Genomic DNA, 18,714 nt, shown 5'->3' on the forward strand with positions numbered 1-18,714 from the left:
GGACGAACCCGCGGCGGCGGGGGGAGCGCGGCGGAACCGCTCAGGCTGCGCCGTGTCCGGGGGCGACCTCTTCGCCGGCGCGGACCGGTCCCGGCGGTGTGCCGTCGCCGAACGGCCGGCCGCCCAGGGCTTCGCGGCCGTGTTCGGAGAGCCAGTTGCCCAACTCGGGGCCGCGCGGGACAACGCCGGTGGGATTGATGTCTTCGTGAACGATGTAGTAGTGCTGCTTGATCTGGACGAAGTCGGTGGTGTCACCGAATCCGGGGGTCTGGAACAGGTCGCGGGCGTAGGCCCACAGGGCCGGCATCTCGGTGAGTTTTTGCCGGCCGCACTTGAAGTGGCCGTGGTACACGGCGTCGAAGCGGGCAAGGGTGGTGAACAGCCGGACATCCGCCTCCGTGATGGTGTCGCCCACCAGGTAGCGCTGGCCGGCCAGGCGATCCTCGAGCCAGTCCAGAGCCGTCCAGAGCCGGTCGTAGGCGGCGTCGTACGCGTCCTGCGAACCGGCAAAACCGCACCGGTAGACGCCGTTGTTCACTTCCGTGAAGACCCGCTTGTTGACGGCGTCGATCTCTTCCCTCAGATGCTCCGGGTACAACTCCGGCGCGCCGGGACGGTGATACTGTGCCCACTCCGTGGAAAAGTCGAGCGTGATCTGGGCAAAGTCGTTGGTCACCACCTGCCCGCTCGGGACGTCCACGATCGCCGGAACGGTAATCCCGCGGGGGTAGGCGGGGAAGCGGCGGAAGTAGGCGTCCTGGATGCGCTCGATCCCGAGAACAGGATCCTTCCCGTCCGGGTCAAGATCGAACGTCCAGGACCGGACGTCGTGGGTGGGGCCGGGCTGGCCGAGCGAGATGACTTCCTCCAGGCCAAGCAACCGCCGCACGATCACCGTGCGGTTGGCCCACGGGCACGCGCGCGCCGCGATGAGGCGGTAGCGGCCAGGTTCCACCGGCCAGCCCGGCTCGCCGTTGCTGCCCGGGCCGCCGTCCCGGGTGATCCGGTCCTCAATGTAGTTGGTGTCCCGGGTGAATTCGGCGCCGCCGGTCACGTAGGCGCCCTTGGTGCTGAATCCCGGATCGTCCGTGTGGGTGTTCTGGCTCATGGTCCCAGCCTAAGGCCGGGCAATGAACGGTCCGAACGCTGTTCTGACCGAACGCTGTTCTGAACTACAGCGCCGTGAACAGCGGCGCCATCGGTTGCCAGGCAAACCACCACGCGCCGGCCACTACGGCGGCGAAGAGGACAATCCACATCGCGGCCGGGACGGACGTAGCCCGGGCCAGCAGGAAAGCATCCGATGTCGGCAGCCTCTCACGGTGCCGCAGATGGACGTTGGCGAGTTTGCCGAGGTCTCTGACGGCAGCGACCAGGAGCGCCAGGCCGAGCACGATCATCACGTGTCCGTTGAACACGGGCGGCACAAACAACACCAGGAGGGCGGCGGCCAGCACTGCGGCCGCGGTGATGAGGAGCCCGGCGCCGTTGCGGAGGAACAGGAATGAGGCCAGCAGGATCAGCGTGCCCACCGACATCGCGGCCGGACCCCAGCCGTTGAAGCCGCACCACACCATCAGGGCGCCGACGACGGCGGGCACCGGATACCCCCAGAAAGTCGACCAGGCGGCGGAGAGGCGGCTCCTGCTGTACGTGGTGGTGGTGCCGGAGTGGTCCAGGCCCAGCCGGATGCCGCCGAGCCGCTGGCCGGTGGTCAGGGCGGCAAACGCGTGGCCGAGTTCGTGGGTCACGGTGGCGAGCAGGCCAAAGTAGCGCCAGGTCAGGCGGGGCAGGGACACGGCGACGGCCAGCAGGATCACGACGACGAGCTCGGTGCTGGTCACCTGCGGGCTGGGAGCGTGCGAGAAACCCGCAACGATCCGCTCCCACCACGTCACGGCAAGGTTCGGTTCCGCGGGCAGGCCGATCCGGGTCATGCCTGGCCCGAGGCGTGCTCGATGCAATACGGGGTCCAGGGCCTTGCCTCCAGCCGGCCCTCCGGAATCGGGGTACCGCACACCTCGCAGGTCCCGTACGTGCCCGCGTCCATCCGGGCAAGGGCGGCGTCGATCTGCGCCAGGCCGGCCTTGCTCTGCTCAAGGAGCGCAGAAGCCTGGGACAGCTCGAAGGCGATCGTTGTGCCCTCGGGGTCATGTTCGTCGTCGACGTTGGAGTCCCGGCGGGCGGCACTGACCGAGGCGATGTCCCCGCGAAGGGCGGGCAGGAGGGCAAGCTTCCGGTCACGTTCCTCCAGCAGGAGGATCCGGAACCGTTCGACGTCAACCATAGACTGCAAGGCTAGCGCGGACGCCGCGGCGGCGCCTAAACAGGCCGAGCGGCCCGTCCGGGCTTCTGGGCAGTGGAACACCTCGAAGGAATCCCGCGAACTGGTAGATGAATCCCATCTCCACGGAGGAGGCGCGGGACGTGGAGGCAGCGTCTAGAGTGGGCGCATGGCGGACCGCACCTACCTCGAGAACTCCGAGAACTCCGAGAACCCCGACAACTTTGACGTCTCAGCGAACATCGGGGGGTCGGTGGCGGGAGTACCCGGGCGCCCCGGGCACCCTGATGCCGGCGATGCGCTCCTGCGCGAACTCGCCGCGGCCCATGGAGTCGACACGAGCTACTGGGGCTGGGACGGTGTTGAGCGCTCCGTGGCCGCTGGCACGCTCCGGGACGTGCTGGCGGCCCTCGGGGTCCCCGCCGACGGGCTCCAGGAGCAGCAACGCTCACTGGCGGAGTCCCGGCTGGCACCCTGGCGGCGCATCCTCCCCCCGGTACTGGTGCTGAGGGAGGGGCAGGAGTTCCAGGTGAATGTCCACGTCCCGCACGGCCGTGGGGTCCGCGTCTGGATCGACGCCGAGGACGGGGGCAGGCATGAGGCCACCCAGCAGGAGAACTGGGACCAGCCGGTCGACGTCGACGGCGTCCTCACGGGTCGTGCCACGTTCGCCATTCCCGGCGACCTCGGCCTCGGCTGGCACACCCTGAAAGCCGAGGCCGACGGCGCCGCGGCGCAGTGTCCGCTGGTGGTCACGCCCGGCCAGCTCCGGACTCCTGCCCCGCTCGAGGGACGCCGCACCTGGGGGCTGACGGCCCAGCTGTACTCTGTGCGGTCCTCCCGGTCTTGGGGGATTGGTGACTTTGCAGATCTAAGCGACCTCGCGACCATTGCTGGTGAGCAGGGGGCCGGTTTCGTGCTGGTCAACCCGTTGCACGCCGCAGAACCCGGCCCGCCGGTAGAAGACTCCCCATACCTGCCGACCACACGGCGCTTTTTCAATCCGCTCTACCTGCGCGTCGAGGAAATCCCCGAATACGGTTACCTCGACGCCGCCGGCCGGGCCGAGGCAGCTCGCCTGGCTGACGGTATGCACGCGGCCAACCGGTCCCGGGACCTGCTTGACCGCAACGCCAGTTACGCGGCCAAGCTCGCTGCCCTGGAACTCGTGTTTGCGGTCCGCCGCGGTCCGGCCCGCACCCGGGAGTTCGAGGACTTCCGCGCCGAGCAGGGCAAGGGGCTCGAGGACTTTGCGCTGTGGTGTGCGCTCGCCGAAGAGCTGCCGCCGACGGCGCCGGAATGGGCCGGGGCGGCGGCAACCCCGGAATCGCCGTACTGCCTCGAGCAGCGGCCGAGGCTCGCAGGCCGGATCGACTTCCACTGCTGGCTCCAGTGGCTCTGCGACCAGCAACTCGGGGCGGCCCAGCGTTCGGCGCACCAGGCGGGCATGGGGATCGGCGTCGTGCATGACCTCGCCGTCGGCGTGAAACCGGGGGGTGCCGATGCGTGGACCCTGGCCGGCGTCCTGGCCCGCGGCGTGACGGTGGGCGCACCGCCGGACATGTTCAACCAGCTGGGACAGAACTGGTCCCAGCCGCCATGGCATCCGGGCCGGCTCGCCGAATCCGGCTACGCCGCCTACCGGGACATGCTCCGCACCGTGCTGCGGCACGCCGGCGGCATCCGGGTGGACCATATCCTTGGCTTGTTCCGGCTGTGGTGGATTCCTGAGGGCGCCGGTCCGGAAAGCGGCACGTACGTCCATTACGACTATGAAGCCCTCATCGGCATCCTGGCCCTTGAAGCCCAGCGGGCCGGGGCGATCGTGATCGGCGAGGACCTGGGCGTGTTCGAGCCGTGGGTCCGCGACTACCTGGCCGAGCGGGGGATATTCGGCACTTCGATCCTCTGGTTCGAGCACGACGCCGGCGGCCCGATCCCGCCGGAGCACTACCGCCAGCAGTGCCTGACCAGCGTCAACACCCACGATCTGCCCCCGACAGCCGGTTACCTCGCTGGTGAACACGTCACCTTGCGGGAATCGCTCGGGCTGTTGCGGCGCCCCGTGGAGGAAGAACGCGCCGAGGCGGCGGCCGAGCAGGAGGCCGTGCTGGCCCAGGTCCGGGCCCGCGGCCTGCTCACGGACACGCACTGCCCTTCGGACAGACACGGCCTGGATGTCCGGACCACAGTGGAGGCGCTGTACGCGTACACAGCGCTCGCGCCGTCCTCGCTGCTGGGCGTAGCGCTCGTGGACGCCGTGGGGGAGACCCGGACCCAGAACCAGCCAGGCACCAGCACCGAGTACCCAAACTGGCGCATCCCGCTCGCCGCTCCGGAGGGCGCGGTGCTGATCGATGACCTGCCCGGGAACGAGCGGTTCCAGTCCCTGCTGGGCACGGTACGGGCGGCGCTGCATCCAGGGGTCTGACGCGGGCACCTCAGTTGAAGCCTGAACGATAAGCCCAGCGACCTGAGCGGGGCCTGAGACCGGAACTGCGGACAGCATTGGCTGGGCCGATACCGGGAGCTAGCATGGTCCGATGACGCGGATCGGCCGAGGTTTTTTGGCCGGCGGATGGGCGCTGGCGATGATGCTGGCGGGGTGCACCTCGGTGCAGCCCTTCCGGGCGGGCCCGGCTGTGCCCTCTGAAGCCCCGCCTCCTGCAGCCACAGCTACGCAATCGGCGCCCGTTGAATCCCCGCCTGCCGAGCCGCCTGGGCCGTCGAGCCCAGCCGCACCTCCCGCTGCGACCCCGCCACCATCCCCGTATTTCGCCCAGCCGCCGCCCCACCCCGCGCCGGGACCGCAGGGCAGCGGCGGCATCCAGCACATCGTGGTGATCGTCCAGGAAAACAAGGCGGCCTCCGAGATCATGGGCGCCAGCGAGGCGGGCTACTTCAACACGCTTGCGGCAGAGTTCTCAGTGGCCGCCAACTACCGGGCGATCATGCACCCGAGCCTTCCCAATTACCTTGTCCTGACCAGCGGGACCAACGCGGGGATCACCAGCGACTGCAAACCGAAGTCCTGCACCGCCGATGTACGGTCCATCGCCGAGGAGATCCAGCAATCCGGCCGGACCTGGAAAATGTATGCCGAGGGCATGCCGGCACCCTGCGCCGCGCAGGATTCCCGGCGGTATGCGGTGAAGCACAATCCATTCATGTACTACCCCGCCGTGACCGGCGACAGCGGCTCCTGCTCAGAACACGTTGTGCCGTTTGGCCGGCTGGATCAGGACCTGCAGTCGGCGTCGACCCTGCCGGACTACTCGTTCATCAGCCCTGACATGTGCAACGACACCCACGACTGTCCCATCGGCACCGGAGACGACTGGCTCTCCCGCGAAGTGCCAAGGATCCTTGGGTCACCGGCCTTCATGACGCAGAACTCCCTGCTGGTGGTCACATGGGATGAGGGAAGCAAAGACGACAACCGGGTCGCCACCGTCTTTGCCGGCCCGGCCGCACGGAGAGGCTTCACTTCCAATGCCGCCTACTCGCATTACTCTCTGCTGCACACGATCGAAGACGCGTGGGGGCTGCCGCCCCTGACCGAGAACGTCCGCAATGCACCCCTCATGAGCGACTTGCTCAACCAATAGCGCTGCTGCCTGCGCGGCCAGCCGGGTTGTGCACCGCGGTGCACAGAGGCCTGACGGCGGCGGTCACTTCCCGGCCCCTTCCCGGCGAGCACACAGGAAACGGTGCCCATAATGGTCCCGAAGCTCCGGTCAGCCGCTATTTGACCGGAGCTTCGCCACGTGCACCGTGGCCGGCGGAACCGGAGCGCCCGGGTATTGCGATAAAGGGGCTTTGGACACGGGCCGTCCGTGTTGGACGGTTCCTAGAATGGAACATGGCTGGTTCCGAAGTCATTGAGGTGGAACACAAATACAGCCCGTCCGAATCCGACGCCCTTCCGAGACTGGCATCAATCCAGGGCGTAGATCGCGTAGGGCAGCCCGTCAGCGAACAGCTGGACGCGGTCTACTTTGACACCAAAGGGCTGGCGCTGTCCGCCCAGCGGATCACCCTGCGCCGCCGGTCCGGAGGCCCGGATGCCGGCTGGCACCTCAAGCTCCCCGTCGCCGCGGGGGAGCGGCGGGCGATCACGGAGCCGCTGGGAGCCGATCAGGAGGCCGTGCCGGAGCGTCTGCGCCAGTTAGTGCTGGTTCACACACGCAGCCACGTGCTCGTGCCTGTGGCACGGATCAAGACCAGCCGGAGCTCGACTCTGTTGTACGCCGCCGACGGCGCAGTCCTGGCCCGGTTCAGCGACGACCGCGTCGAGGCGCAATTCCTGTTGCAGCCGGTTGAACCGTCGCGGTGGCGGGAATGGGAAATTGAACTCGCCGACGGTCCCAGGGCGCTGCTCCAGGACGCCGACGAAGTGCTGGCCGCAGGGGGCGTCCCCGTCTCCGCACTGCCCTCCAAGCTCGCCAGGGCGCTCGCTTCCAGCTGCCCGGGGGAACCGGCTCCGGCGCCCCAGCCGAAACGGCGCGGCCCGGCGTCGGATGTCATGCTGGCCTACATTTTCCAACAGGTTCGGGCTTTGAAGGTCCATGACCCCGGAGTCCGCGGCGACGCGCCCGATGCCGTGCACCAGCTTCGAGTGGCCGCGCGCCGGCTCCGCTCGGCACTGGCGACCTTCCGGAAGCTCACGGATACGTCGTCGTCCAAGCTCCTGCGTACCGAACTGCAGTGGCTCGCCGGCACCGTCGGCCAGGCGCGGGACGCAGAGGTAATCCGCGCGAGGCTGAAGGAAATGATCGACGCCGAGCCGCCGGAGCTGTTGATCGGTCCGGTGGTTCAGCAAATCGAGGAGCAGCTCGGCACCACCCAGCTTCAGGGCCGCGCCGCAGGTCTAGAGGCGCTGGACAGTGACCGCTACTTCCGTCTCCTCGATTCGCTCGATGCCTTCCTCGCCGCACCTCCGCTCTCCGGCCGTTCCCGGAACGAAGCGCTGGAGACGATTGGCCGTCTGGTCTCGGCGGACCGCAAACGCCTGAAGGCAGCGGTCCGTTCCCTGCACGATGGAGCGGATGGGACGCCGCAGGATGCCGCGCTGCACAACGTTCGGAAGAGCGCCAAGCGGCTGCGCTACGCAGCCGAAGCGGCTTCTCCCATTTTCGGCAAACAAGCAACTGCCCTCGCCCGCGCCGCGGAGGACATCCAGGAGGTACTGGGAGACTTCCAGGACAGCGTGGTCACCCGGGAAACCCTGCTGGTGCTGGCCGCGCACGCAGAGGCCGGCCCGGGCAGCGGATTCACCTACGGGAGGCTCCACGCCATGGAGCAGCAGCGCGGCGACGAGGCCCGGGTGCACTTCCTGGACGCGTGGCACAAGTCCAGGCCGAAGCCCCTGCACTGGGACTAGCCGCTACGGCGGCGCGAAAGAGGGACACCTATGACCGAACTGCGCACCGGTTTTGCGGCCATCTGGTCGGACGGACTGGGCCGCGCCAGCATCCGTTCCGTCCAGGCCCTCACGGTGGCCGCCCTCGCGTGGGTGATCATCTGGGCCGCGACCCGCGTGTCCCTCGTCGTCATCCCGGTCCTGATCGCCGTCATCCTGGCCGCCGCAATTTCCCCGCTGGTCCGCTGGCTCACAGGGCGCTCGTGGCCGCGTGCCCTCGCCGTCGTCGCCTCGTTCGTGGCCATCCTGGCTGTTGTCGGCGGCGTCATCGCCGGTATCGTGATCCTGGTCTCCCGCCAGTGGGCGGAGCTCTCAGCCCGCGCCGCGGCAGGGGTTGACCAGCTGCACTCATTCCTCAACACCGGACCAGTCCCCGTCAGCGACCAACAGATCACGGCCGCGATCGACTCGGTGCGGGCGTTCTTCACCACCAGCTCCTTCGGTGCAGAGGCCCTCACAGGCGCCCGCACCGTGGGGGAAATTTTCGCCGGCTCGGTGCTGATGGTCGTGACGCTGTTCTTCTTCCTCAAGGACGGGCCCGAGATCCGGACGTTTCTCATCGGCTTCCTTCCCGCCGACCACCGCGCCAGGGCACGCCTGGCAGCTGACCGCAGCACTGTGGTCCTGGGCGGCTACGTCCGCGGCACCGCCATTGTCGCTGCCATCGACGGTCTCGTCGTCGGGATCACCCTCGCCATCATGGGAGTACCCCTGGCCCTCCCGCTGGGTGTGTTTGTCTTCATGGGCGGCTTCATCCCGATCGTCGGGGCCACCGTTGCGGGCACGCTCGCCGTCGCAGTCGCCCTGATCTCCAACGGCCTCATCCAGGCGCTCATCGTCCTTGCCGTCGTCATCGGCGTCAATCAGCTCGAACACCACTTCCTGCAACCGGTCCTGATGGGCAAAGTGCTCAGCATCCACGGACTCGCCATCCTGCTGGTCCTGGCGGCCGGCACTCTGCTCGCAGGCATCGTCGGAGCATTGCTGGCCGTGCCGATCACGGCCGGGGCCTGGACTGTCCTCAAGACGTGGACAGCCCGCGATCCTCTGGCCGATACTGAACTGACGGAACCTGAGCTGCCCGAACCTGACCTGCCTGAGCCTGAGCTGCCGGCTGGCGACCCTGTCGACTGACGGCGCTACGCATTTTTTGGTCATCGCGGAATTGTGTGCGAAGTCACACTCCGGATGTCCGTGATTCAGCGCATTCCGGGCAGCGGCGCGAGGGGAGGTGCCGGAATCGATGCAGCGCAGGGCGCCGAACGCGGGTAAGCCCGTGGCCAGTAGACAGTTGTATTTGACGGGTGGTGATGCCGACGCCGGTGGAGTGCCCGACGGCGGCGCGGCCCCCGCATGGGTGAAGACACAAAAAAACCCCTGGAATCCGTGGATTCCAGGGGTTTTCCCTTGTGCGCGGAGGGGGACTTGAACCCCCACCCCCTTTCGAGGACTAGCACCTCAAGCTAGCGCGTCTGCCATTCCGCCACCCGCGCAGGTGGTAATTCCGAGTTCGTTTCGCCTCTCAGCGTTTTGCTTTTCTCGGAAGCAGCGAGAAAGACTCTAGCACGACTTTTCCGGAAACAAATAATCGGGGTCTGCGGGGGTGGTGTGGGTAGGCTGAAGCAAGCAATTGAGCCACCCGCCACGAGGAGCCGCAATGACTGACAACCGGACCGAACCCAGGCCCGAGGACGAGGTCGTCAGGATCTGCCAAGAGCTGATCCGGATCGACACATCCAACTACGGAGACGGCTCCGGCCCCGGTGAACGCGCGGCCGCCGAATATACCGCCGGGCTCATGGCGGAAGTCGGGCTGGACGCCGAAATCTTCGAGGCCGCCCCCGGCCGCGCCAGCGTGGTAACCCGGCTGGCAGGGGAGGACCCCTCGGCCAGCGCCCTCGTGGTCCACGGCCACCTGGACGTCGTCCCGGCCCTCCGCGAGCAGTGGTCGGTGGACCCCTTCGGCGCCGAACTGAAGGACGGCCTGATTTGGGGTCGCGGCGCCGTGGACATGAAGGACATGGACGCCATGATCCTGTCCGTGCTACGCAACTTCGCCCGCACCGGCCGCAAACCAAAGCGGGACCTCATCTTCGCGTTCTTCGCCGACGAGGAAGCCGGCGGCACCTATGGCGCCCGCTACGCCGTCGACAAGCGGCCGGAACTCTTTGAGGGCGCCACGGAGGCGATCTCCGAGGTAGGCGGCTTTTCCGCCACGATCGGCGGCCAGCGCACCTATCTGCTCCAGACGGCGGAAAAGGGCCTCTCGTGGCTCCGCCTTGTCGCCCACGGCCGCGCAGGCCACGGTTCCCAGATCAACACCGACAACGCCGTGACACGGCTCGCCGGCGCGGTCTCCCGGATCGGCGCCTACAACTGGCCCATCGAGCTCACACCGACCACCCGGCAGTTCCTCGACGGCGTCACCGAACTCACCGGCGTCGAATTCGATCCCGACGACCCGGACAAGATCCTCAAGGAGCTCGGCACCGTGGCACGTTTTGTCGGCGCCACGCTGCAGAACACCACCAACCCCACCCTGCTCAAGGGCGGCTACAAGCACAACGTCATCCCGGAATCCGCCGAGGCCCTCATCGACTGCCGCACCCTGCCCGGGCAGGAAGAGCACGTGCTGGAGATCGTCCGTGAACTTGCGGGGACCGGTGTGGACATCAGCTACGTGCACAACGATGTCTCGCTGGAGGTGCCCTTCGCCGGCAACCTCGTCGACTCGATGATCGACGCCCTGCATTCTGAGGATCCGGGCGCCAAGGTGCTGCCGTATACGCTCTCCGGCGGAACCGACAACAAGTCCCTGAGCCGGCTGGGCATCACCGGCTACGGCTTCGCCCCCCTGATGCTTCCGGACGAGCTCGACTTCACCGGCATGTTCCATGGCGTCGACGAGCGTGTCCCGGCGGATTCCCTGAAGTTCGGTGCGCGGGTGCTGGACACCCTGCTCACCAACTACTGATCGGGCACCCCGGCCATGACGCCCGAGGACATCCTCACCGGGCCGCTGCTGGAACGGATCCGGGGCCGCGCCGCCGGCTACGACCGCGACAACGCCTTCTTCCATGAGGACCTGGCGGATCTGGCGGCGGCCGGCTACCTGAAGATCTTTGTCCCCGTGGTCGACGGCGGCCTCGGACTCGGGCTGGCGGACGCGGCGCAGCTGCAGCGCCGGCTGGCGACGGCCGCGCCGGCCACGGCCCTGGCCGTCAACATGCACTTGGTGTGGACCGGCGTCGCCCACGTGCTGGCGGCACGGGGCGACTCCTCCCTGGACTTCGTCCTCCGGGAAGCCGCGCAGGGGGAGATCTTTGCCTTCGGCAATTCGGAGGCCGGCAACGACTCCGTGCTGTTCGATTCCCGCACCGAGGCCGTCCCGGTGCCCGGCGGCGGCTACAGCTTCACCGGCCGGAAGATCTTCACGAGCCTCTCACCGGCGTGGACCCGGCTGGGGATCTTCGGGAAGGACTCCGCGGCAGCGGACGGCGACGGGGAGCTGGTCCACGGCTTCATCACCCGGGAAACGCCCGGGTACCAGATTCTGCCGGACTGGGACACCCTGGGCATGCGGGCCAGCCAGTCCAACACGACTGTCCTGGACGGCGCCGTCGTGCCGGCTGAACGGATCTTCCGGAAACTGCCGGTGGGCCCGAACGCCGACCCCCTGATTTTTGCGATCTTTGCCTGCTTCGAGACCCTGCTCGCCGCGGTCTACACGGGAATCGGCGAACGGGCCCTGACGCTCGGCGTGGAAGCCGTACAGCGCCGCACATCGTTCAAGAACGGCGGCCGCAGCTACGCCCAGGACCCGGACATCCGCTGGAAGGTGGCCGAAGCGGCGATGGCCATGGATGCGCTCTACCCGCAGCTGTCCCGCGTAGCCGCCGACGTCGACGAACTGGCCGAGCACGGCAGCCAGTGGTTTCCCCGGCTCGTGGGCCTCAAGGTCCGGGCCACGGAAACGGCGCGCACTGTGGTGGATCTCGCGATCCGGGTATCGGGGGGAGCAAGCTACTTCCGCGGCTCCGAGCTGGAGCGGCTGTACCGGGACGTGCTGGCCGGCATGTTCCACCCGTCCGACGACGAATCGGCGCACAACACCGTGGCGAACGCCTGGCTGGGCCCGCTGGAGTCCTAGACGGTCCTCTGGACCTGGATGACTTTCCGGCGCAACCAGAACCGCCGCCCGCCGCCCACATAGAGGCGGCTGCGTTCCAGTTCCCATTTGCCGTACTCGGAGTGCTCCACCAGCCGGCGGCGGGCCTCGGGCAGGGAATCCTCAGGGCCGACCGTCAGGACGAGGTACTCGTACTGCTTCACATAGTCCCGTTCCCGCCGGACCGAGCTGCTCAGAAAATGTTCTTTCATTGCTCTCCATTTTCGTCTTTTTCCGACTAACGTGAAGTCATGAGCATCGATCCGCGTGTCGCGCTTCAGTCACTGACCTCTGCACTCGAAGAACACCTGGCGGCGGCCTCCGCCCGCAGAAGCGACGGGGATCCCGCGGTCGAAGCGGCGTTCTTCGCCGTCGCCGATGCCTTTGAAGTTTATGACGACGCCCTCTACGAGGCGTATGGGGAAGTGACGCCCCTCGAAGTGATCGACGGCGACGACGATGACGATGACGTGGACGATGTCGACGACGAAGAGGACCTTGAGATCCTGCAGAACTCAGAGAACTGAGCTGACACTGAGCAGCCAAAAAAACCTGCAGCCAAAAACCTGAGCAGCCGGCGAATCCTCCGGACGGGCTTACGCGGGGTCGGAGACGTCTTCGAGTGCCTGCGCGATTTCCGGCGGCAGCGGCGCCAGGGCCGAATCCAGGATCTCCTTGAGCTGGACCGGCGTCCGCGCCCCGACTACCGCAGTTGCCACGCCCTGCTGGGACAGCAGCCAGCTCAGCGCCACATCCAGGGGCGTCCGTCCGAGACCCTTCGCCGCCATGGCGACCGCCTCCACCACGCTCGACGCCGGTGCCTCCAGATATGGCTCCACGTACGTGGCGAGGCGCTGGTTGGCGGCACGGGAATCCGCCGGGATGTGCCCGCGGTACTTTCCGCTCAGGACGCCGCGTCCGATCGGACCCCAGGCGATCAGGCCGAGCCCGGCGTCCTCGATTGCCGGAATCAGCTCAATCTCCGCGTTGCGCTGCAGGAGCGAGTATTCGGACTGGTTGGCCACGAGGGGAAAACCCGCGATGGCGGCGGCCTTGGCCGTCTGCCAGCCGTTGAAATTGGAGACGCCGGCGTAACGCGCCCGGCCGGACCGCACGGCGAAGTCCAGCGCGGACAGGGTTTCCTCCAGCGGCACGTTTGCGTCCCAGGCGTGCGCGAACCAGAGATCCACGTAGTCGGTTCCCAGCCGGGCCAGGCTCGCGTCAAGGCCGGAGAGCATGCCGTTGCGGGACGTGTCGACGCTGCGGCGGCCGTCCGCCGTCGTCAGCCCGGCCTTCGTGGAGATCACCACTTCGGAACGGGCGACGACGTCGCCGAGCATTCCGCCGAGCATCGCCTCGGCCTGACCGTCGGCGTAGGACGCCGCGGTGTCAATCAGGGTTCCGCCGGCATCGACGAAGGACCGCATCAAGGCGGCGGCATCCTGTTCCTCGGTTTCCCGGGCCCAGGACATGGTGCCAAGGGAAAGGGCGGACACACGCAACCCACTGTTGCCGACATAACGCTGCTGCATGCCAGCAAGCTTACGGGGATTCGCCCGGCTTCATAACGTAGGGTCTATAAACGTGAACTGGATACAAGCGGCTTTTCTGGGCCTCGTACAGGGCCTGACCGAGTTCCTCCCGATTTCCTCAAGCGCCCATTTACGGATCGTCGGCGCCTTCCTGCCGGAAGCCTCCGACCCCGGCGCGGCCTTTACCGCCATCACCCAGCTGGGCACGGAGACGGCCGTGATCGTCTATTTCTGGCGCGACATCCTGCGGATCATCCGCGCCTGGTCCGGCTCACTGACCGGCAAAACGTCCCGGCAGGACCCGGATGCGCGGATGGGCTGGCTGGTGATCCTGGGCAGCATCCCGATCATCGTCCTCGGCCTGCTGTTCCAGGACCAGATCGAATCCGTGCTCCGCAGCCTCTGGGGCGTCGCGACCATGCTGATCGTGTTCGGCATGGTCCTCGCGGTGGCAGACACCCTCGGCCGGCAGAACCGTGAGCTCACGCAACTGACCTACAAGCACGGCCTTTACTACGGACTCGCCCAGGCCCTGGCCTTGTTCCCCGGCGTGTCCCGCTCCGGCGGCACCATCAGCGCCGGCCTATTCATGGGCTACACCCGGGAGGCGGCAGCCCGCTACTCGTTCCTGCTGGCCATCCCCGCCGTGTTCGGCAGCGGCCTGTACCAGCTGTACAAAGTGGTCTCCAAGGAAGGCATCACCGGCCCGTACGGCCTCCCGGAAACGGCCCTGGCCACCGCGATCGCCTTCGTCGTGGGCTACGTCATCATCGGCTGGTTCCTGAAGTACGTCTCCACCCGCGGCTACCGGCTCTTCGTCTGGTACCGGATCATCCTGGGAATGTCCCTGTTCCTGCTTCTCGGTTTCAATGTCATCAGTGCCTAGCACTAGGCTTGGGCTGTGAAATCCTGGATCTCCCGCCCTGTTGCCCAGCTCCCGGGCAGCATGCCCGCACTCCGCCTCTTCGACACCGCCAAGGGCGGAATCGTCACCCTGGAGGCCACGGGTGAGCAGTCCATGTATGTCTGCGGCATCACCCCGTATGACGCCACGCACATGGGCCACGCGGCCAGCTATGTCGCCTTCGACCTCCTGAACCGTGCGTGGCGGGACGGCCGCCAGCGCGTCGCCTACGTCCAGAACGTCACCGACGTCGACGATCCCCTCCTGGAGCGCGCGACGGCCACCGGCGTTGACTGGCGGGACCTCGCCGCGAGCCAGATCGAGCTGTTCCAGACCGACATGGAGGCCTTGAACGTCCTCGCCCCGGACCACTACATCGGTGCCGTCGAGGCCGTTCCCCTGATCGTTCCCGCCATTGAGCGCCTCCTGCATAGCGGACTCGCGTACCGCGTGCCCGGCAGCGGCGGCGAGCCCGACGGCGACGTCTACTACGACGTCGAGGCCGCCGGCAAACACTCGACCAACGCTGTGGACGACGTCGACGCCTGGACTCTGGGATCCATTTCAGGACTCTCCGACGCTGAAATGCTTGAACTCTTCGCCGAGCGCGGCGGCGACCCCGGCCGGGCCGGGAAGCGCCAGGCGCTGGACCCGCTGCTCTGGCGGGTTGCCCGCGACGGCGAGCCCAGCTGGCCCGGCGGCGAACTGGGGGAGGGCCGGCCCGGCTGGCACGTCGAGTGCACCGTGATCGCCCAGGAGTACCTGCCCAAGCCATTTACCGTCCAGGGCGGCGGCTCGGACCTCATCTTCCCGCACCACGAAATGGGCGCCGGCCACGCGTACTCGCTGGCCGGTGTGCCGCTGGCCCGCCATTTCGCGCACGCCGGCATGGTGGGCCTCGACGGGGAAAAGATGAGCAAGTCCAAGGGCAACCTTGTTCTGGTGTCCCGGCTGCGTGCCGACGGGGAAGAGCCCGCCGCGATCCGTCTGGCCATCCTGGCCCACCACTACCGCACGGACTGGTCCTGGACCGCCGAGGGGTTCGCCGAGGCCAAGGACCGGCTCCGCACCTGGCGCGAGGCCCTCGCCGTGGCACCTCAGGGTTCCGCTGCAGACCTCATCGGCCGGATGCGGGCCGAGCTCGCCAATGACCTGAACGCGCCCGGCGCCCTCGCCGCCGTCGACGCCTGGGCCAAGGCGGCCCTGGAAACGCCGGGGACCGCCGCCGCCACGGACGCCGCACTGGTGAGCGACGCCGTCAACGCGCTGCTCGGCGTCGAACTCTAACCGTCCGCCCGCAGCAAAATCCTTTAGGGCTTGTCCTTGCCCCGGCGCTTGAGGTAGCGCTCGAATTCGCGGGCGATCGATTCACCGCTGGCCTCCGGGAGGTCAGCGGTGTCCTTCGCCTCCTCCAGCTGGCGCACATACGCGGCAATCTCGGGATCCTCGGTGGCGAGCTCGTCCACGCCCCGCTCCCACGCGTCGGCCTCCTCCACGAGTTCCGTGGTGTCCAGCGGGACCTGGAGCAGCTCCTCGATCCGGTGCAGGAGCGCAAGCTGGGCCTTGGGCGACGGCGCCTGGGCGACATAGTGCGGTACGGCGGCCCACAGCGACACGGTGGGTAGCCCGGCCAGCAGGGACACCTCGGCCAGCACGCCGACAATCCCCACCGGGCCCTCGTACTGCGAGGCCTCGAGATCCATGCGTTCGCGCAGGGCGGCGTCGTCCGTGGAGGCGCTCACCGGAATCGGCCGACTGTGCGGAACATCGGCGAGCAGCGCCCCGACCAGGATCACGTAGTCCACGTGCAGGGCCTCGGCATGGACCAGCAGTTCTGCTGTGTAGGCACGCCACTTATAGGACGGCTCGGTGCCCTGGACAAAGATCACGTCCACGTTCGAGTCGGGGACACTGGCCTTGAAAATCCGTGTGGACGGCCACTTGATTTTCCGTTCGCCGGCCGCCGTCCGGCGGATCGTTGGCCTGGTGAACTGGAAGTCGTAGTACTCGTCGGCGTCGATCGCCGCGGCCTTCTTGCCGCCCCAGAGCTTGTTCAGATAGCGCAGGGCATCGCTGGCAGCCTCGCCGGCGTCGTTCCAGCCCTCGAAGGCAGCCAGCATTACGGTGATACGCCGGCCCTCGGGGACGGGCAGCAGCAGCCGCTCCGGCTCGGAGACGGCGCCTGGTTCGGTGGGGTCTGCCTCGAAGCTGTTCATGCCATCACCCTACGTCCAACACCCCGCCGTGCGCAGGCAATGGAGCGCCGAGAGCGTGGAATTTCCGCCGGGAATCCCACGGCCGGGCGGCCGGAATTCGCCGTAGGCGTAGCGCGGGCTCAGGGCCGAGGGCTTCCCCGTAGACTGGAGAGCATGCGATCCTCAGCTTCCCGGCCCCTCCTTAAAGCAGCACTCTGGGACATGGATGGCACGATTGTCGACACCGAGCCCTACTGGATCGAAGCCGAACGCGCGCTCGTTGAAGCCCACGGGGGCCAATGGTCCCAGGAGCAGGCCCTACAGCTCGTGGGACAGGCCCTGACGTTTTCCGCGGGCATCCTGCAGGACGCCGGCGTGAAGCTGGAACGGCGCGAGATCATCGACACGCTCACTGGCCACGTCATCAGCCAGGTCCGGAACTCCGTTCCGTGGCGGCCGGGAGCCCGCGAACTGCTCGACGAACTGTACAACGCCGGTGTCCGCTGCGCCCTCGTCACCATGTCCGAGGGCCCGCTGGCCCGGGAGATCGTCGCGAGCCTGCCCGAGCCCTACTTCGAGTTCCTCGTCACCGGGGATACCGTCACGCAAGGGAAGCCGCACCCGGAGGCCTACCTGACGGCCGTGGAACTCCTGCAGCAGCAGGATCCCGAACTCGGCCTCCACCACTGCGTGGCCCTGGAGGATTCCGTCCCGGGCGTCGCCGCCGCCGTAGCCTCCGGCGTCGTCACCGTCGCCATCCCGCACATCCTGCCCCTCCCGCATGACCCCCGCCGCGCCACCTGGGACACCCTCGAAGGCCGCACCGTTGCCGACCTTGAAGAGCTTGTGGCCCTGCGGCAGGAATTCCCGGATGCCACCTTCGGCCCCGCAGCCGACTCAGACACCGGATCAGGCCTGCACTCAACCGTGACCGCAGCGGGGAGCCATCTCCGTGGCTGACACCGGCAGCCAGGGACAGCCCGGCAAGAGCACGGCCAGCCGCCGGGACGGGATCCCGCTGGGCCGCATTGCCGGCATCCCGGTATTTTTGGCCTATTCCTGGTTCATCATCGCGGCATTCACCGTGATCGCGTACGGGCCGGTCCTGCAGAGCAACAATCCGCGCCTTGGGATCACCGCCTTCTTCGTCGCCTTCGCCTACGCCCTGCTGCTCCTGATTTCCGTGCTGGCGCACGAACTCGCCCACGCGCTGACCGCGAAGCTGTTCCACTGGCCTACGGAAAAGATTGTCCTCAACCTCTGGGGCGGGCACACCCAGTTCCAAAGCTTCACGGCCTCACCCGGCCGCTCCGTACTGGTGGCGATGGCCGGGCCGGCCGCGAACTTTGTCCTGGCCGGCGCAGGCTGGCTCCTGCTCTCGTTCGGGGACGTGCGGGGTGTTGCCGATATCCTGGCCAACATTTTCGTCTGGGCCAACCTGCTGATCGGCATCTTCAACGTGCTGCCCGGCCTTCCGCTGGACGGCGGCCGGCTGGTCGAATCCGCCGTCTGGAAAGTCACAGGCAGCCAGGAAAAGGGCACCATTGCCGCGGGTTGGGCGGGTCGGATCATCGTGGTCGCCCTGGCACTGTGGTTCATTATCCTGCCCCTGCTCAGCGGCCAGCGGCCGGATATCACCTTCACGCTCATCACCGCCCTCGTGGGCAGCTTCCTGTGGATGGGGGCGTCGGCGTCCATCCAGCAGGCCCGCCTGCGCGGCAGGCTGTACCTTGTTGACGCCGCGGCCCTCGCCGAGCCGGCCGTCGGCCTTCCGGAAACCGCCACAGTGGCGGACTTCCTTGACCGGGCGCCGGCAGGAAAGCCCGCCGTGGTGCTGTGCGACCGGGACGGCCGGCCCGTCGGCATCGTCGACGCCGGTGCCGCGGCCACCGTGCCCGCCGCACTGGCCGGGGCGACTGCCCTCACCGCGGTCGCCTACCCGCTTGGCGCCGGCGCCTATGTCCCCGAATGGTCCAAGGGCCAGGAGCTGGTCCAGTACCTGGCCCAGCTCGAAGGCCAGGAGTACGCCGTCGTGGACCGCGACGGCGTCGTCACCGGGCTGCTGCGCCAGTCCGCTGTGCTCAAGGCCATCACGGGCAAGTACCGGAGCGAGCGGCAGAACCAGGGGCAGAACCGGTAGAGTTACTGGGCGGTCGTGAATTTTCCGGCCCCCCACGCGCAAGGACCGGTGACCGCCGGCATGTCCGCG

At 67.7% G+C, this 18,714-nt stretch carries 17 protein-coding genes and 1 tRNA gene; 11 read left to right on the forward strand and 7 right to left on the reverse strand.

The annotated features are described in order from the left end of the window. Positions 1-40: 40 nt before the first annotated feature. From ACFVTM_RS05835 to ACFVTM_RS05845, 3 genes are all read right to left on the reverse strand, one after another. The gene (locus tag ACFVTM_RS05835; protein ID WP_390202439.1) at positions 41-1,108 is read right to left on the reverse strand and encodes a glutathione S-transferase family protein; all 1,068 of its coding nucleotides are present in this window, start codon (positions 1,106-1,108) and stop codon (positions 41-43) included. A gap of 64 nt (positions 1,109-1,172) precedes the next feature. Continuing rightward, positions 1,173-1,937: a M50 family metallopeptidase gene (locus tag ACFVTM_RS05840; RefSeq protein WP_390202440.1), complete on the reverse strand. Its 765-nt coding sequence runs from the start codon at positions 1,935-1,937 to the stop codon at positions 1,173-1,175. Further along, the gene (locus ACFVTM_RS05845; protein WP_390202441.1) at positions 1,934-2,287 is read right to left on the reverse strand and encodes a TraR/DksA family transcriptional regulator; all 354 of its coding nucleotides are present in this window, start codon (positions 2,285-2,287) and stop codon (positions 1,934-1,936) included. The genes ACFVTM_RS05840 and ACFVTM_RS05845 overlap by 4 nt, the downstream gene beginning before the upstream one ends. 166 nt (positions 2,288-2,453) lie before the next feature. Between ACFVTM_RS05845 and malQ the strand changes: the two genes are divergently transcribed. The 4 genes from malQ (at position 2,454) to ACFVTM_RS05865 (ending at position 8,840) form a co-directional block, all read left to right on the forward strand. Continuing rightward, positions 2,454-4,715 carry a 4-alpha-glucanotransferase gene (malQ, locus tag ACFVTM_RS05850; protein ID WP_390202442.1) on the forward strand — a complete coding sequence of 754 codons (2,262 nt, stop codon included), beginning with the start codon at positions 2,454-2,456 and terminating at the stop codon, positions 4,713-4,715. A 409-nt stretch (positions 4,716-5,124) separates the two neighbouring features. Beyond that, positions 5,125-5,892, forward strand: a complete 768-nt coding sequence (locus tag ACFVTM_RS05855; protein ID WP_390202443.1) for an alkaline phosphatase family protein — start codon at positions 5,125-5,127, stop codon at positions 5,890-5,892. A 254-nt stretch (positions 5,893-6,146) separates the two neighbouring features. After that, entirely contained in the window at positions 6,147-7,667 is a 1,521-nt protein-coding gene (locus ACFVTM_RS05860) for a CHAD domain-containing protein (protein ID WP_390202445.1), read from the forward strand. Positions 7,668-7,697: 30 nt separating this feature from the next. Next, the gene (locus ACFVTM_RS05865; RefSeq protein WP_390202446.1) at positions 7,698-8,840 is read left to right on the forward strand and encodes an AI-2E family transporter; all 1,143 of its coding nucleotides are present in this window, start codon (positions 7,698-7,700) and stop codon (positions 8,838-8,840) included. A 276-nt stretch (positions 8,841-9,116) separates the two neighbouring features. Here ACFVTM_RS05865 and ACFVTM_RS05870 read toward each other — a convergent pair. After that, a tRNA-Leu gene (locus ACFVTM_RS05870) sits at positions 9,117-9,199 on the reverse strand. Between the two features lie 164 nt (positions 9,200-9,363). Here ACFVTM_RS05870 and ACFVTM_RS05875 point away from each other — a divergent pair. Together ACFVTM_RS05875 and ACFVTM_RS05880 are read left to right on the forward strand one after the other, a co-directional pair. Beyond that, a complete protein-coding gene (locus ACFVTM_RS05875; protein ID WP_390202447.1) occupies positions 9,364-10,680 on the forward strand; it encodes a M20/M25/M40 family metallo-hydrolase in 1,317 nt (438 codons plus the stop codon). Between the two features lie 15 nt (positions 10,681-10,695). Beyond that, a complete protein-coding gene (locus ACFVTM_RS05880; RefSeq protein WP_390202448.1) occupies positions 10,696-11,856 on the forward strand; it encodes an acyl-CoA dehydrogenase family protein in 1,161 nt (386 codons plus the stop codon). Here ACFVTM_RS05880 and ACFVTM_RS05885 read toward each other — a convergent pair. Continuing rightward, positions 11,853-12,086, reverse strand: coding sequence for a DUF5703 family protein (locus ACFVTM_RS05885; RefSeq protein ID WP_018772920.1), 234 nt, complete (start codon positions 12,084-12,086; stop codon positions 11,853-11,855). The genes ACFVTM_RS05880 and ACFVTM_RS05885 overlap by 4 nt on opposite strands. Before the next feature lie 39 nt (positions 12,087-12,125). Between ACFVTM_RS05885 and ACFVTM_RS05890 the strand changes: the two genes are divergently transcribed. Then, positions 12,126-12,401, forward strand: coding sequence for a hypothetical protein (locus ACFVTM_RS05890; protein ID WP_390202449.1), 276 nt, complete (start codon positions 12,126-12,128; stop codon positions 12,399-12,401). Positions 12,402-12,470: 69 nt separating this feature from the next. On the opposite strand, the gene ACFVTM_RS05895 is transcribed toward ACFVTM_RS05890, so the two are convergent. Next, a complete protein-coding gene (locus tag ACFVTM_RS05895) occupies positions 12,471-13,406 on the reverse strand; it encodes an aldo/keto reductase (RefSeq protein WP_390202450.1) in 936 nt (311 codons plus the stop codon). Positions 13,407-13,458: 52 nt separating this feature from the next. Between ACFVTM_RS05895 and ACFVTM_RS05900 the strand changes: the two genes are divergently transcribed. Beyond that, a complete protein-coding gene (locus ACFVTM_RS05900) occupies positions 13,459-14,292 on the forward strand; it encodes an undecaprenyl-diphosphate phosphatase (protein WP_390202451.1) in 834 nt (277 codons plus the stop codon). A gap of 15 nt (positions 14,293-14,307) precedes the next feature. Then, positions 14,308-15,597: a cysteine--1-D-myo-inosityl 2-amino-2-deoxy-alpha-D-glucopyranoside ligase gene (gene mshC, locus ACFVTM_RS05905; protein ID WP_390202452.1), complete on the forward strand. Its 1,290-nt coding sequence runs from the start codon at positions 14,308-14,310 to the stop codon at positions 15,595-15,597. 23 nt (positions 15,598-15,620) lie between these two features. Here the strand turns inward: mshC and ACFVTM_RS05910 are convergent, their stop codons facing one another. Then, positions 15,621-16,526, reverse strand: a complete 906-nt coding sequence (locus ACFVTM_RS05910; RefSeq protein ID WP_390202453.1) for a PAC2 family protein — start codon at positions 16,524-16,526, stop codon at positions 15,621-15,623. A 153-nt stretch (positions 16,527-16,679) separates the two neighbouring features. On the opposite strand from ACFVTM_RS05910, the gene ACFVTM_RS05915 reads away from it, so the two are divergent. Both ACFVTM_RS05915 and ACFVTM_RS05920 read left to right on the forward strand, forming a co-directional pair. Beyond that, a complete protein-coding gene (locus ACFVTM_RS05915; protein ID WP_390202454.1) occupies positions 16,680-17,465 on the forward strand; it encodes an HAD family hydrolase in 786 nt (261 codons plus the stop codon). Continuing rightward, positions 17,458-18,645 carry a site-2 protease family protein gene (locus ACFVTM_RS05920; protein ID WP_390202455.1) on the forward strand — a complete coding sequence of 396 codons (1,188 nt, stop codon included), beginning with the start codon at positions 17,458-17,460 and terminating at the stop codon, positions 18,643-18,645. Before ACFVTM_RS05915 ends, ACFVTM_RS05920 begins: the two co-directional genes overlap by 8 nt. The last annotated feature ends 69 nt before the right edge of the window (positions 18,646-18,714 follow it).

Origin of the sequence: Arthrobacter sp. NPDC058130, assembly GCF_042884475.1 — a bacterium.
In the GTDB taxonomy this organism is placed as follows: domain Bacteria; phylum Actinomycetota; class Actinomycetes; order Actinomycetales; family Micrococcaceae; genus Arthrobacter.

Coding starts and splice junctions, on each gene's coding strand:
- ACFVTM_RS05835 (WP_390202439.1), bottom strand. CDS start 1,108: ATGAGCCAGAACACCCACACGGACGATCCGGGATTCAGCACCAAGGGC.
- ACFVTM_RS05840 (WP_390202440.1), bottom strand. CDS start 1,937: ATGACCCGGATCGGCCTGCCCGCGGAACCGAACCTTGCCGTGACGTGG.
- ACFVTM_RS05845 (WP_390202441.1), bottom strand. CDS start 2,287: ATGGTTGACGTCGAACGGTTCCGGATCCTCCTGCTGGAGGAACGTGAC.
- malQ (WP_390202442.1), top strand. CDS start 2,454: ATGGCGGACCGCACCTACCTCGAGAACTCCGAGAACTCCGAGAACCCC.
- ACFVTM_RS05860 (WP_390202445.1), top strand. CDS start 6,147: ATGGCTGGTTCCGAAGTCATTGAGGTGGAACACAAATACAGCCCGTCC.
- ACFVTM_RS05865 (WP_390202446.1), top strand. CDS start 7,698: ATGACCGAACTGCGCACCGGTTTTGCGGCCATCTGGTCGGACGGACTG.
- ACFVTM_RS05875 (WP_390202447.1), top strand. CDS start 9,364: ATGACTGACAACCGGACCGAACCCAGGCCCGAGGACGAGGTCGTCAGG.
- ACFVTM_RS05880 (WP_390202448.1), top strand. CDS start 10,696: ATGACGCCCGAGGACATCCTCACCGGGCCGCTGCTGGAACGGATCCGG.
- ACFVTM_RS05885 (WP_018772920.1), bottom strand. CDS start 12,086: ATGAAAGAACATTTTCTGAGCAGCTCGGTCCGGCGGGAACGGGACTAT.
- ACFVTM_RS05890 (WP_390202449.1), top strand. CDS start 12,126: ATGAGCATCGATCCGCGTGTCGCGCTTCAGTCACTGACCTCTGCACTC.
- ACFVTM_RS05895 (WP_390202450.1), bottom strand. CDS start 13,406: ATGCAGCAGCGTTATGTCGGCAACAGTGGGTTGCGTGTGTCCGCCCTT.
- ACFVTM_RS05910 (WP_390202453.1), bottom strand. CDS start 16,526: ATGAACAGCTTCGAGGCAGACCCCACCGAACCAGGCGCCGTCTCCGAG.
- ACFVTM_RS05915 (WP_390202454.1), top strand. CDS start 16,680: ATGCGATCCTCAGCTTCCCGGCCCCTCCTTAAAGCAGCACTCTGGGAC.